A 13,301-nucleotide genomic window follows, 5' to 3' on the forward strand; every position below is an offset into this window, starting at 1 on the left:
ATTGATGAGGCGACTGCGATGAACACCACAAATCAAGAGATAATTGATCGGTATCCAACGTCCCTGCTGCTGTTGCACTGGGTGCGCGCCGTGCTCGTAGCCGGCCTCCTCTGGGCAGGCTGGCACATGACCGGGATGAACGATGAAGTGGCAAGCAAGTACGAACTCTATTACCCCTGGCACAAATCCTTCGGGGTGCTGACGTTCCTGGTGGTGCTGGTCCAGATCGCCCTGCGCTACATGACACCCAGATTGCCGAAGCCGCTGCACACGCTGACCGGGCCTGAGCAGGTGATGTCAAACCTGGTGCAACGGGTCATGTATGGGCTTCTCGTGATCGTGCCGTTGATGGGTTACTCCATGTCGAGCACGTACACAATGAGCGACGGGGTGTTCTTTTTCGGGGTCAATCTCCCGGAGCTGCTGCCGAAAAATGACGATTGGTTCGTCGTGTTCCAGTGGTTGCACAAAGTGCTCGCCTATACCCTGCTCGTCCTGATCCTGTTGCACATCGCCGGCGCCCTCAAGCATCGGTTCCTCGACCGGGATCCGCAAAAAGACGTGCTGCGTCGCATGCTGTGATTGAATGAGGCGTGGGCGCAAAACGCCCACGCTTCATCGCTCGGCGTGGAGCAGCCGTCAAAAGTTCTCCGGCAAAGCAACGGCCTTGACCCGTACCGCATCCTCCGGCAACAGATACCCCTCCTTGATCGCCTGTTGTTTCGCATCGTCGAAACGACTCGCATAGTTTGCATAGCTGCCATAGAGCGCCTTCAACTGCCGCGCAGAGTACGGCACCTTGGTGTCGAAAGCCGAACCGCAGCCGGTCTCCTGGTCGGTCAGGTACGTGGCACTGGGCACCTTGATCCACGGCGGACGCACACCGCCCAGCAGATTACCGGTCTGCGGATCGCGGACAACCGCCCCCCCTTCGCGACGCACCCGTGCAGCCTTGGGCATCGGAATACCTTCACGCACCCAGCGATCCATCCCATCCAGAATGGCGGACACGACCGTCTCCACCGGTTCGTCATAGAGGGTCTGGCATTGCGGGTCGTTGCGCTTGTCGCCATCAGCCGGATGCGGTTCCGCTCCGTCAGTGCCCTGATCGGCCAGGCGCAAGTGCGGCATGCCGGTGACTTCGTAGTAACGCAGCTTCGGATGATCCGTATCGGCCGGCAGCGCGATCGCCTGGCGGGCATCGTGCACCACCTCGGTCTGGCTGTAGACCGTCACGAAAGGCGCGTCCTCGGGCATCTGTCGCGGAACCCTCAGCACCTCACCGCCCAGGTCGCCATAGACAACGTGCCCCGTCATATAAGCGTCTATCAAGGGACGCCCGTCGGGCATGCGCCACTGCTGGTGACGGCCCTGATCGAGATAATCGAGCCAGAGCTGCCCGTTGATTGCCCAGGTATTGACGTAGATGCGCTTGACGTCGAGCCCAGGTGCGGGCCCGTGTTCAAGGTTGGACTTGAGCAGCAACGCGAGTTGCGCGGCAATGCCCAGGGACTGCGGCGGATACTGATCGGGGCCGTCGCCGCGCCGGAACCGGTCGCTGTCGTAGTAGCTGCCAAGTGGGGCGTAGCGTTTGTAGTCGTAGCGCCGCATGAAGTCCAGGTTCAGGTTGCGAGGCTCAGGATCCCAATCCAGGGTCTTGGGATCGTTCGCCGGCCTGTTGACGCTGAGGGTGTAGCCAACAAAGGCATACCCCCTGCGCATCAGATAGTCGCGGCTGAGGATCCAGCCCGCGCCACGTTCGCCCATCCAGCTGAACGGCTCCATCACCACCGTACCGTTGAACCGTCCAGGGTCCCTGGGTTTTCGAATGAGCAAGCGCGTCACATAGGGAGCGTCGAACAACTGCTCGCCAGCCGCGGTAATCGCTGGCGCGAGCCCCACCATGTAGTACTCCTCCTCGACGTAGCCGAACCTATCGAGGTCGACATATTCGGTGCCGTGCCTCGACGCGGACCCGAGAGGCAACCGGCCGCTGGGAGGCACCGGCGCGATTTGCGGCATTGCGGGCGTTTGCGCCTCGACGGCCCCGACCGTGGTCAATGCCAGGACAACCGCCAGGGACAGTGAGGTCAGCGGTAACTCACCCACGCGCGTCACTTCCAGGCACCGATGGTTTTACCGCCAGGCAACCGCAGCGCCTGGAGGGCCCCGCCCGTCTTCCTTTCGTCCTTCATCGGTGCGAGCTGCAGATCGACCTTGTCGCCCGGCTGCAGAGTGTTGGCCATCCAGCCCTGACGCATCAGGATGTTCGGGCCACCGGCCTCGATGGCCCAGGTCTGGGTCTTGTCGCCGGTCTGCACATCGACGAACAACCAGACATGAGGGTTCTTGTACTGCACCTCGCTCACCGTACCGTCGATTTCCACCAGCTTACTCATGTCGAAGGCCGAGTAGGAGTGATGGGCAAAAGCAGCAGGCGCCGGCAGCCCCAGGAATGCCAGGCAAAACAGCATAGGGTTGAGATTCACTTTGCATCTCCTTGATGGTTGTCTGCCCGGTTCGGGTTGCGACGCTCGGGAATGGTGGTGATTTCCGCCCCTGTCACGGGGTCTATCGATTCGTTATTGCTGTCTTCGCAGACGAACTCCATGAACTCCACGCCCTTGGGCGCCCGGCGGAAAGTCAGCGGTGACCAATGCCACGGCTTGACCAAGGCATCCGGGTCTTCGACCATGCCGTCCACCTGGAGCAGGCCCTCGTCGTTGATGAAGATCCGCTCCCGGATGACCATGCGCGGGCCATGACCGAGCGCATCATCGGCGTGTCCATACTCGCCCAGGGTGGTCTCCTGGCGGATATGAGTGGTTTCCACCACCAACACCTTGCCTTCCCAGCGTGCGGTCGAGTGGCCTTCGAATGTCGGCGGCGCCGCCTCGGGGTCCGGGTGCGCGCGTCCATCAAGGTAGATGCGGCGGGTCTCGCGCAGGAACTCCTGGGCCCAGTTGATCTGCGTCGGGGTCTGCATGATCTCGACGGCGTAGGGCCCGACCATGTTCGTCGGCATGCCCAGTACCTTGCACGAGGTCTTGAACTCGCTGCCGACTGCGGCGAGGGCTTCACTTCGTTTCTTGAAGCTTTCGAGGTAGACCCCCTTCAGTTCCGGCAGACTGCCGAACGGAGGGCCGATATTGGTATCCGGGTTATCGGCACCGGTGCTGTTGACGAGGGGGTCCACGGAACTCCCCACCGGCATCCACAACCCGCTGAGGTCGGGCACCTTTGGTGTGGCAGCGATTGCGAACAGTGGGCAAGCCAATGCGGCCAGCAGCGCGATGGCGGCGCGTGAGAAAGCGATGGTTGTCATGTGCGTATCCCGAAGTTTCAGAAAGTGACCCAGGCAATGAACTGGAAGTAGGTGTTGGTCGATGCGCTGCCACTCTGCAGGCCACCGTTTCCAAGCCACTTGTCCGGCTTGTAGAAACCAATCAGCGGCGACAGCGTGAGGTTGTCCGTCACCATCCAGTCCAGGAACAGATCGACCTCGCGAGCGCTGTAGTCCCGCTCCTGTCGATCGGAGAGCTGGTGGAAGTCGAAGACCATTGCGTTGAGGGTCAATTTGTCGGTCGGTTTGACTGACAGGAGCACATCGTGGGTCTGCATGTTCGAGGTGACCGAGCCGGCGTAATTCACCGCGACCTCACCTTGATAGCGTTTGCGATAGCCGCCCTGGAACAGGAAGTCCCAGCCTTCTGAATAGCGCGCATAGCGGTAGCTGACCGTCGGTTGCCACTTGACGTCGGCGAAGGTGTAACCGGCGTCGAAGAACATTGCCCGCTGCGACCCCGAACGTTTTTCCTGACGGGCCACCTCGAAGGCGAAATCGGCATTCTCGATGCCGGCGTTGCCCTGGCCACGGATGCTGTAGATGTCCATGCCCTTGCGCTCAAGCCGATCGGCGAAGACATAGCGCTTTTCGACGTCCAGGCCGTGCACGTAAGTCGAGCCGATCGAGCCGATGGGCGTGGTGTAGTCGATGGTGGCAGCGGCCACTTCGGTCTTGGACTGTCCGGGGTTATCCGATTTCAGCCACAGCAGGCTACCGTGCAGTCCCTCGGCACCGCCCAGCTTCAAGACAGCCGTATTGCTGAACGCCAGCCGCGGGCCGAGGTAAAAGGCACCGCCGCGATTGAAGCGGCCATCCGCAACGCCCTCGATGGGGTTGAAGGCTTTTCCAGGGGCAAAACCATCATCGGTAATCAGGAACCCGTCCACCGTGACGAGCTGCCGGCCGAAAGAGAAATCGACGCCATCCTGGCCCAACGCCGGGATCAGATCGCCTGACTTCCAGCCCAGAAAGGCATCTTCCACGGCGGTTCTTCGTTCAGTTCCGTCGGTGAGCGCCCCCGGATCCCCATCGCCCCATGATCCCGTGCTGATCAGGCTGAAGCCGCCATACACCGAGCCGGCAGCGATTTTGTCTGTCGTGCCGCTCAGGCCATATTTGGCGAAGCCTTCCTGCCAGCGCATGCTGCCGGGCTCTTTTTCCGGGTCTGCGATGTAGTTTTTCTGACTGCCGAACCAGCCAAAACCTGCCCACAGGTCGGCGTTCAGCACGGTGGTGCCGTCGCCTTCGTTGTAGAGCTCGTAGCCGTGAGCCTGCGGCTCGAACGTACAGAGTGCGACCAGCGAAAGCATGGGGGCGTAGATGGGGGTGCGCATGACGTCTCTCCTGTTTTTATATTTATGAGGCGAGCCGCGAGTGTTTCGGCTTGGGTTGCGCAGGCGGTAACCCAAATCAGCAAGTACCGTGGGCCGCTCGTCCTCGACGTCAACCCCAACCGTGGCGAGGGGTAGAAACAGCTTTCGAGGTTCGAGAGGTTGCCGTTTTGGGTTAAGGCCCCGCTCCGTGCCGCCCTTATGCTGGCCCCATAAGAACGCATAAGAACGAGGCCCCCGTCATGACCCCCACGTCACCCTTTCCGTCATTCCGTCAGGGGCTTCGCCTGCTGACCATCGTCGCCTGCGGTGCGCTTCCCGCCATCGCCACGGCCCACCATTCGTTCGCGATTTTCGACCAGACCAGGACGATCACGGTCAAGGGTGTCGTCGAGCGCTTTGCCTGGACCAACCCTCATATCGCGATCTACCTCGATGTCCCCGGCCCGCCCCCTCAGAAAATCAAGATCGAGACCGGCAGCGTCAACGCATTGAGCCGCACGGGCTGGACGGCGGATTCGATCAAGGCCGGCGAGAGCGCCGAGGTCACCTATAAGCCGTTGAAAAACGGTGACCCGGGCGGGTTGCTGGTGGAAATCAAGATCGGTGATGTCGTGCTCACAGGCGGCGGATGAATCCACTCGCACCCCTGCTGCACGGGTACTCGATGGCACAAACCAACAGGGTGGAGACGCTTGAATGAAACCGACACGAACCTTGAATCCGGCAATGATTTTCCTGGGCGTCGCCCTCATGACATTCGCCGGGCTGAGCATGGCGACACCGCCCCAACAAGGCGCAGCCAGGGCTCCCGACATCAGCGGCACCTGGGAAAGAACCCCGGACGACTGGTTCGGCGAGAACCCGGACGATCCGGTGCATCCGGGCGGACCGATGGACCTGAAAGAGCCCTACGCCAGTCAGTACGCCGAGCTGAAGAAGAAGGAAGCCGCGGCGAACGAAGCCGGCACGCCCCTGGCCACCACCAGCGCCCGATGCCTGCCGGAGGGCATGCCGGTGCTGATGGCGGCGCTCTTCCCGATCCAGATCATCTACGACGATAAACAAGTGGTGGTCCTGGGCGAATACCTCCAGCAAGTGCGGCGGATCTTCCTGAACGAAGCGATGCCGCCGAAGGAGAAGCTGGACCCGACCTATCAAGGCCATTCGCGGGGCCACTGGGAAGGCGACACCCTCGTCGTGGAAACCTTGGGCGTGCGCACCGACGACGTGGCGTTCTACGGCGTTCCCCACAGCAAGGACATGAAAATCACCGAACGTTTGCGATTGACCGCGCCGAATCACTTGGAGGACCAGGTGTTGATCGAGGATCCGCAGGTGCTCAACACGCCCTACCGCTTCACGTTCGAATACAAGCGGTCCGACTACCGCATCCAAGAGTACGTCTGTGAGAACAACCAGATCGTGATCGACAGCGAGGGCAAGACGAGCCTGCGCCGTGACTGACGCCACAACCCCTTCGACAACCCTTTGGAGTCACCGGATGGAACGACTGATGCCCTTCGACATCCTGCGGCCAACACTGCAAGGCGCCTTAGTGTCGCTGCTCCTGCTGTCGAGCGCGTTCGCGGAGGTGCCGCGGATGCCCACGGTGGTGCCGGTGCCGCCTTCAGGCAAGCCACCGCTCTCGTCGGCCAACGCCCAGGGTACCGAGTACAGCGACCTCAACCGGTATGGCTACGTCGAGGAGGAGTTTTACCTGCAAGGGGTGGCGCCGGCCATCACCGCCGCGGGCAAAAACCTCTTCGAGGCGCCCTACACCACACGCATCCTGGTCCGTAGACCGGCGGACCCGGCACGCTTCAATGGCACGGTGGTGATCGAGCCGTTCAGTTGGTTCGGAGAACGCGGCGCCGGCTGGATCCTGACCCGCGATTACCTGTTGCGTCGCGGCTACGCCTACGTGGGCTACACCTTGAACCTCAACAAGCCGCCAGTGGACCCCAAGTTCATCTCCGAGACCCCGGCCGCCGAGGCCGAGCAGATCGCCCAGTACGGACGCATCGTCAATTTCGAGTTCATGCGCCGCTTCGACTATGCGCGCTATGCGCCGCTGGGCAGTTATTACGATCCGCAACGCTTCATTCGCGGCAACGGGCCCGATCCGTTCGTGCCACAGTCCCAGGGCATCGGGGCACAGCTGGCGTTGCTGCTGAAGACCCATTCGGCGCAAGGCCCGTTGGCGAACCTCGACGTGCGTCGGGTCTACGTCAACAGCTGGGCCGTGACCGCGCAAGTCTGGATGGATTACCTCGACCAGGGCCGGCACCAGCAATGGCGCATGCCCGACGCGACGCCGCTGATCGACGGTTATATGACCGGTCGCATGGCCTATGGCGAGGTCGGCGGCGACGTTATCCGCGTGCCGCGGCAGATGCCTGCCGGCGTGCCGTTCGTGACTGTCTACAGCCAGTCCGAACTGATGCACGACGTACTCGAAGGCATCGACCTGCCGCCCGACACCGACAGCCCGCAGCTGCGTTATTACGAAGTGACCGGCATGCCGCACCTGCGTCTGGCCGACCTAGGGACGGAACATACCGAGCACGTCGCTGCCGACATCGGCAAGGGCGACGACCCGCAGTGCCGGACGCTGTACGACGAACCGGCAGAATGGGTGATCTCGGCACTCCTCGATGACATGGACCAATGGGTGCGCGAGGGCAAACCGATGCCCAAGGCCCCTCGTGTGCTACGCGAGGGCAAGGCCGTGGTGCGCGACCCCGCGACCGGCAACCTGCAAGGGGGCGTGCGTCCGCCATGGGTCCAGGTGCCCAGTGCGACCTACCTCACGGACCAGGAAACCGGCTGCGGCCTGATCTACGACACCAAGGTGCCCTACGCCAGGGACAGGCTCGTGCAGCGCTATGGCAGTTTCGGCAATTACGAACGGCAGTTCGAAGACGCCAAGGCTATTTCGATCAAGGAAGGTTACCTCCTCCCTGAAGATGCGCCGGGCTTGCATCCGATCGCCAAACCTCAAGATTTCTAACCCACTGTGGGAGAAAGCACATGTCATCAGCACCGATCATTGACTGGCTCTACGCAACACCGGTGAGCACTGCCATCAGGGACATGCTCTGGGTCGTGCCCACGGTCCAGTCCATTCATATCGTGGCCATCGCGGTGATCTTCGGTTCCGCCGTCATCTCCGACCTCCGGCTGGCCGGCGTGTTCGCCACGGATGAGCCCTTGCGTGGCGTCGTGCGCCGCTATTACCCGTGGATGCGCAATGCCCTCATCGTCCTGCTCCTGACGGGATTGGTCATGACCATCGGCGAGCCGGACCGGGTGCTCGTCAGCTCGACGTTCTGGCTGAAGATGGCCTTGGTGGTCAGTGCGTTCACCCTGGCCTGGTGGGTACGACGCCCGTTGCTGCGCCCTGCCGATCCGGCACGCGGCGAAGGCACGGACCGTTTCGTCAAGACGCTGGCCTGGCTGTCGATCGCCTTGTGGTGCGTGGTGATCTTCTGTGGCCGCTGGATCGCCTACACGATCTAGTGATTTTCAATCAAACCGCTCAGGTATTCGCCATGGATATTCAATCAAACCTGCAAGCCCTGGAGGCCACTCCTGTCGCCGCTTTGATCAGGGAGTCGGGCTTCGCTTTTCCAACCCTGGAATCGGTGCACGTGATCGGCATCGCCCTCGTGTTCGGGACCATCGCCGTGGTGGACCTGCGCCTGCTCGGCATCGCGTCCCATCGCCGTAGCGCGCTAAGGCTGATCCAGGAATTGCTGCCGTACACCTGGGTCGCCTTCACCGCGTGTGTAATCACCGGCCTGCTCATGTTCGTCTCCAACGCCTCCACCTATGCCCAGAACCCGGTTTTCTGGGGAAAGATGGGACTGTTGCTGTTGGCAGGCCTCAACATGGGAATCTTCCATCTGGGGATCTTTCGCCGGATCGGCGAATGGGATACGACGCTGCCGCCCCCCAGCCGTGCCCGTGTCGCCGGCTTCGGTTCGATGGTGCTGTGGGCTGGCGTGATCTGCCTTGGCCGCTGGATCGCGTTTTTCTGATGGCTCGCCTACTGCCACGTTGGCGTCGCGTCCCGGCAGGCCTGCCTGGCAACAACCAAGGCAGCGCAGCCGGCGTGGTGCGCCCGGCCTCGGGTCGGTGGGAATCCCTGGCAATGCTGTTTGCGGCCCTCGCGGTCATCGCCAGCGTCGCCGGCTATGTGCTGCTGCGCCCCCAGACAGTCGGCCCACCGACCGCCTTGAGCTGGCAGGTCCGCTCCTTCGATGGCCTGGGTACGGTCGATCAGGCCATCCATAGCGCGCTGTTGCCTGCCGGTGAAGAAATCATCTGGTTCAACAACGATACCGGCGGCTGGATCACCCTGGAGCATGCCCAGGAACTGGTGCTGCCGCCGTTCTACCGCGACGCATTCTGGAAGACCAACGGCCAGGTGCACTGGCAATTGATTCTGCCTGGCACCCACCAGCCCCACAGCCTTTCCGGCGACCAGCATGCTGACGACGCGCACTCTGCAGACAAGAGCGTCAGCGAGGTCTCGCAAGCCACCCTGGGCCAGGGCGCCACCGTCTACTACGGCTCCGGTGGCAACGTACCGGGCCAGAGCGCCTACCTGTTGGTGATCGGGCATGCCCATGCCGGTGTGATGTGGGCCAACCAGGCGACGATCTGGGTCCACCGGGACCCGAACGTCCCCTACCCCGGCATCGTCAAGCCCGAATCACTGGTCAGCAAAGGTTGGCGCCAGGTCATCCCCTATGACGGCAGCCGCGAAGTCGAACGCGTAAAAGGAACCCAGCCATGACCGCTCCTGCAAGACACCATGCATCGCTGCACCGCTGGATCGCGCTGCTGATGCTGATACCCGCCCTCCTGCTTGCCGGCCAGGCACACGCCCAAGGCAAGAAGCTCAAGGTCGGCGTCACCCTGCATCCCTACTACAGCTTCGTGACAAACATCGTCGGTGATCGAGCGGAGGTCGTAGCGCTCATTCCGGCGGAGGCGAATCCGCACAACTACCAGCCGCAACCCGCCGACATCACCCGCGCAATGAGCCTCGACGCCCTGGTCGTCAACGGCATCGGCCACGATCAATGGGCCTTCCAGATCGTCAAGGCCGCCGGCCGCGGCGAGAACCTGCCGATCATCCAGGCCAACGCCACGGTTGCCCTCATTCCTATCGGCGGCGACCAGGGCGGTGCCAAGGTGGTCAACCCGCATACCTTCGTTTCCACCACCGCGGCGATACAACAGGTGTTCGAAATCGCCCGCCGTTTGGGCGAACTGGACCCGGACAACGCGGCTGTCTATCGACAAAACGCCCTGGCCTATGCCGGGCGTATCCGCGCGCTGCGGGCACGCTTCATGACGCGGTTTGCCAACCTGGACCTGTCTTCGTTCCGGTGCGCCACTACCCACGCCGGCTACGACTACCTGATGCAGGAGTTCGGCCTGTTCGTCAGCGCCGTCATCGAGCCGCGTCACGGCGTTGCGCCAACCGCACGGCAGCTGGCCAATACCATCGACGCGATCAAGAAAGCCAACGTGCGTGTGCTGTTCGCCGAGAAGTACTTCTCCATCGATCTGGCCAAACCCATCGAGGCCGCGACCGGCGTCAGGGTCTTCGCCTTGTCCCATATCACCGGCAGCACCTACAGCGCCGACGAGTTCGAGGTGGCGATGAGCGAGAACCTCGAGACCCTGGCCGAGGCCGTCGAGTTCACACAACAACAATGAGAGAGGAACCAGCGATGCGCGGACCCGCCGTGGTGTTCGATAACGTTTCACTGCAACTGGGCGGTACGCAAGTGCTCGACGCCGTGAGCTTCCGGGTCGAGGCCGGCGCCCTCCACTGCCTGGTCGGCCCAAACGGCGGTGGCAAGACCTCCCTGGTGCGCGCATTGCTGGGGCAGATGCCGCATTCAGGGGTTATCCGCTTTGAAGGCGGGCCTGCGAAACCGTTGGGGTATGTCCCGCAGTTGCTGGACTTCGACCGCAACGTGCCGATGACGGTCAACGATGTCATGGCCCTGCTCGGTCAACGCCGACCCGCGTTCCTGGGGGCGGGCCGCGCTACCCGGGCGGCCACCGGCGGGGCCCTGGAGCGTACCGGCGTTGCCGGACTGGGCGGCAAACCCTTCGGCAGCCTGTCCGGTGGCGAACGCCAGCGTGTGCTGCTGGCCCAGGCGATCACTCCGGTGCCGTGGCTGCTGATCCTCGACGAACCGACCGCTGGCATCGACGAAGCGGGCATTCTCCTGGTGGAAACACTGGTGGCCGAGCTGCACAAGAGCGGCGTCACCATCCTCTGGATCAACCATGACCTGGGCCAGGTCAGGCGCATTGCGCAATCGGTCACCGGCATCAACCAGCGGGTGATATTCGATGGCCCGCCCCATCAGGTCGCCCAGCATCTGGAGAGCAGCCGATGAACGCCTTCTACACGTTCATCCGCGACCACCTCCAGGCGCTCGCCGCGAGCCACTTGCTGCCGCAGCCGTTTGAGTACGAGTTCGTGATCAATGCGCTGCTCTGCGCACTGCTCATCGGACCGCTGCTGGGGGTGTTGGGCTCCATGGTGATGATCAAGCGCATGGCCTTCTTCAGCCAGGCGGTGGGCAACGCGGCGATGACCGGCGTGGCCATTGGCGTGTTGATCGGCGAATCCTACACCTCCCCCTACCTGTCGATGTTCGGCTTCTGCGTGCTGTTCGCCCTGACGCTGAAGTACACCCAGCACCGCACCACCCTGTCCAATGACACGTTGATCGGCGTGTTCCTGTCGATCTCCCTGGCGGTCGGGGCCTCGTTGCTGTTGTTCGTGTCGGCGAAAATCAACACCCATGTGATGGAAAGCGTGCTGTTCGGCTCCATTCTGGCGGTAGACCACACCGACATGAGCGTGCTGCTGGTCGTCACGGCGACCTGTGCCCTGGTCGGATTGCCGCTGTACAACAGCATCCTGCTGGCCAGTCTCAACCCGAGTCTGGCCCATGCCCGCGGCGTGCCGGTGCGTGTCGTCGAATACCTGTTCGTCGTGCTGGTTACCCTGGTGACGGTCGCCTGCCTGAAGATCATCGGCGCGGTGCTGGTGGAAGCTCTTTTGCTGATACCGGCGGCGGCCGCACGCAATGTCAGCCGTTCGCTCCCCGGGTTGGTCACCCTCGCCGTCCTGATCGCAACGTTCGCCTGCGTGATCGGCATCCTCGCACCGATGCAATACCAGATCCCCGTGCCCACCGGCGGCGCCATCGTGATCGTCGCTGCCCTGGTGTTCGTCGTGACCGCGGTCATCCGCGCCTCCACGTCCCGATTCAGAGGTGCCAGCGTATGAAGCGGCTCAGATTGTCACGTCGATCCTGGCTAGGGGTACTGGCACTGCTGCTGGGCATCCAGCTCAATGCCATCGCCGGTCCCCGGGTGCTCGTCGCGCTGCCCGGCGTGCATGCGCTCACCTCGGCGCTCAGCGAGGGTACGAGCATCGAAGTGGTCCGTATCCCACCAGACGCTGCCGTGCCCATGGAAAGCCAGGCCAACGCGCTGTCGCGCCTGGACGCCAAGGTGTTCCAGCAGGCCGATGCGGTGGTCACCCTGAGCAGCCTCTGGCGCGCGGATCCGTTGTTTGCGGCGGCCCGTCGCCACAACCTGCGGATCATCGAAATCGATGCCTCGCGCTCCTGGGACCCGATCAAGCCCGGTGTGGCGGTGGTCCGTGCGCCAGCCAACGACGTGCCCTGGGCCGGCCCGCGTGACATCGGTGTCGGCCCCTCGCCCTACGCCTGGCTGGGTCCCATCAACGCCATGCGCATGTCGGCGCTGATCACTGCAGACCTGGTGCGCCTGTCCCCCACCGATGCGCCTCGGATCACCCGCAACCTCGCCGCGCTGGAGGGCCGATTGCGTCAGCTCAAGGCCGAATACGGCGCCCGGCTGATGGAACTGCCGGATCCACGGGTGCTGTCGCTGGCCAACGAATTCATCTATCTGTTCGGCGAGTTCGACATCTTTGTCGATGGCTGGTTTGTCCGGCAGGACGTCGACTGGAGCGACGCCGACCGTGCCGCGCTGACCCAATACCTGCGCGAGCGCGACATTCATGTGGTCGTCCACAAATGGGCACCGGACGCCAGGATCGCCAAGGCCATCGAAGACGGTGGCGCTCGGCTGCTGATCCTGGACGCGGGCAACCCGGGCCTATTCGCCGACGCGGCCAACGGGTACGAGGCGCTCCTGCGCTCGAACCTGGACGCACTGCTGGCCGCATTCGCCTCCCCACTAATCAAGCCGACCGTGGAGTCCTTATGAAATCCCCCTGTTCGGTGCATCGGCTATCGCTGGTCGGTGCCCTGCTGTTCTGCCAGGCCGCCTTTGCCCATGCACCGGTTTTCGACTGTTACATCGACAGCGATGACTGGGTGACCTGCGAGGCGGGCTTCACCGACGGCAGCTCGGCCGCCGGCCGGAAAATCGATGTCCGGGACATGAGCGACAAAGTGCTGCTCGAAGGTGCCGTCGGCCAGGACAACACCTACCGCTTCCAACCGCCAAACGGAAACTATTCGGTGCTGTTCCTCGGCGGTGACGGCCATGACGTCGCGATCCAGTCCTCCGACATTTTAAAGTGA

16 protein-coding genes are annotated in these 13,301 nt (G+C 62.8%); 12 read left to right on the top strand and 4 right to left on the bottom strand.

All coding sequences use genetic code 11. The annotated features are described in order from the left end of the window. Positions 1-18: 18 nt before the first annotated feature. Positions 19-582 carry a cytochrome b gene (locus tag CGA22_RS13880; protein WP_041023549.1) on the top strand — a complete coding sequence of 188 codons (564 nt, stop codon included), beginning with the start codon at positions 19-21 and terminating at the stop codon, positions 580-582. A 57-nt stretch (positions 583-639) separates the two neighbouring features. Here the strand turns inward: CGA22_RS13880 and CGA22_RS13885 are convergent, their stop codons facing one another. The 4 genes from CGA22_RS13885 to CGA22_RS13900 are packed head-to-tail and all read right to left on the bottom strand — an operon-like array spanning position 640 to position 4,680. After that, the gene (locus CGA22_RS13885) at positions 640-2,109 is read right to left on the bottom strand and encodes an alpha/beta hydrolase domain-containing protein (protein ID WP_218187536.1); all 1,470 of its coding nucleotides are present in this window, start codon (positions 2,107-2,109) and stop codon (positions 640-642) included. A 5-nt stretch (positions 2,110-2,114) separates the two neighbouring features. Beyond that, entirely contained in the window at positions 2,115-2,489 is a 375-nt protein-coding gene (locus CGA22_RS13890) for a DUF6152 family protein (RefSeq protein ID WP_156996953.1), read from the bottom strand. Beyond that, complete coding sequence (locus tag CGA22_RS13895) at positions 2,486-3,325, bottom strand: hypothetical protein (RefSeq protein WP_041023550.1); 840 nt, start codon at positions 3,323-3,325, stop codon at positions 2,486-2,488. Before CGA22_RS13895 ends, CGA22_RS13890 begins: the two co-directional genes overlap by 4 nt. Before the next feature lie 17 nt (positions 3,326-3,342). Continuing rightward, complete coding sequence (locus CGA22_RS13900) at positions 3,343-4,680, bottom strand: alginate export family protein (protein ID WP_041023551.1); 1,338 nt, start codon at positions 4,678-4,680, stop codon at positions 3,343-3,345. 239 nt (positions 4,681-4,919) lie between these two features. Here CGA22_RS13900 and CGA22_RS13905 point away from each other — a divergent pair, with 239 nt between their 5' ends. The 11 genes from CGA22_RS13905 (at position 4,920) to CGA22_RS13955 (ending at position 13,301) form a co-directional block, all read left to right on the top strand. Further along, positions 4,920-5,312, top strand: a complete 393-nt coding sequence (locus CGA22_RS13905) for a DUF6152 family protein (protein ID WP_041023552.1) — start codon at positions 4,920-4,922, stop codon at positions 5,310-5,312. A 64-nt stretch (positions 5,313-5,376) separates the two neighbouring features. Beyond that, the gene (locus tag CGA22_RS13910) at positions 5,377-6,144 is read left to right on the top strand and encodes a hypothetical protein (protein WP_041023553.1); all 768 of its coding nucleotides are present in this window, start codon (positions 5,377-5,379) and stop codon (positions 6,142-6,144) included. A gap of 37 nt (positions 6,145-6,181) precedes the next feature. Beyond that, positions 6,182-7,690 (top strand): alpha/beta hydrolase domain-containing protein, encoded by a 1,509-nt coding sequence (locus CGA22_RS13915; RefSeq protein WP_084213790.1) that lies wholly within the window; start codon positions 6,182-6,184, stop codon positions 7,688-7,690. A gap of 20 nt (positions 7,691-7,710) precedes the next feature. After that, a complete protein-coding gene (locus CGA22_RS13920) occupies positions 7,711-8,199 on the top strand; it encodes a DUF6644 family protein (RefSeq protein ID WP_041023554.1) in 489 nt (162 codons plus the stop codon). A gap of 32 nt (positions 8,200-8,231) precedes the next feature. Continuing rightward, entirely contained in the window at positions 8,232-8,720 is a 489-nt protein-coding gene (locus CGA22_RS13925) for a DUF6644 family protein (RefSeq protein WP_041023569.1), read from the top strand. Continuing rightward, on the top strand, positions 8,720-9,481 hold the full coding sequence (locus tag CGA22_RS13930) for a DUF6162 family protein (protein WP_177329268.1): 762 nt from the start codon (positions 8,720-8,722) through the stop codon (positions 9,479-9,481). The genes CGA22_RS13925 and CGA22_RS13930 overlap by 1 nt, the downstream gene beginning before the upstream one ends. Next, complete coding sequence (locus CGA22_RS13935; protein ID WP_052435159.1) at positions 9,478-10,413, top strand: metal ABC transporter solute-binding protein, Zn/Mn family; 936 nt, start codon at positions 9,478-9,480, stop codon at positions 10,411-10,413. Before CGA22_RS13930 ends, CGA22_RS13935 begins: the two co-directional genes overlap by 4 nt. A 14-nt stretch (positions 10,414-10,427) precedes the next feature. Beyond that, the gene (locus CGA22_RS13940; RefSeq protein WP_041023555.1) at positions 10,428-11,108 is read left to right on the top strand and encodes a metal ABC transporter ATP-binding protein; all 681 of its coding nucleotides are present in this window, start codon (positions 10,428-10,430) and stop codon (positions 11,106-11,108) included. Then, positions 11,105-12,010 (top strand): metal ABC transporter permease, encoded by a 906-nt coding sequence (locus CGA22_RS13945; protein WP_041023556.1) that lies wholly within the window; start codon positions 11,105-11,107, stop codon positions 12,008-12,010. The genes CGA22_RS13940 and CGA22_RS13945 overlap by 4 nt, the downstream gene beginning before the upstream one ends. Then, on the top strand, positions 12,007-12,981 hold the full coding sequence (locus CGA22_RS13950) for a metal ABC transporter substrate-binding protein (RefSeq protein WP_188258622.1): 975 nt from the start codon (positions 12,007-12,009) through the stop codon (positions 12,979-12,981). The genes CGA22_RS13945 and CGA22_RS13950 overlap by 4 nt, the downstream gene beginning before the upstream one ends. Next, positions 12,978-13,301: a hypothetical protein gene (locus CGA22_RS13955; protein ID WP_041023557.1), complete on the top strand. Its 324-nt coding sequence runs from the start codon at positions 12,978-12,980 to the stop codon at positions 13,299-13,301. Before CGA22_RS13950 ends, CGA22_RS13955 begins: the two co-directional genes overlap by 4 nt.

This window comes from Pseudomonas sp. PSB18 (assembly GCF_014596565.1).
In the GTDB taxonomy this organism is placed as follows: domain Bacteria; phylum Pseudomonadota; class Gammaproteobacteria; order Pseudomonadales; family Pseudomonadaceae; genus Aquipseudomonas.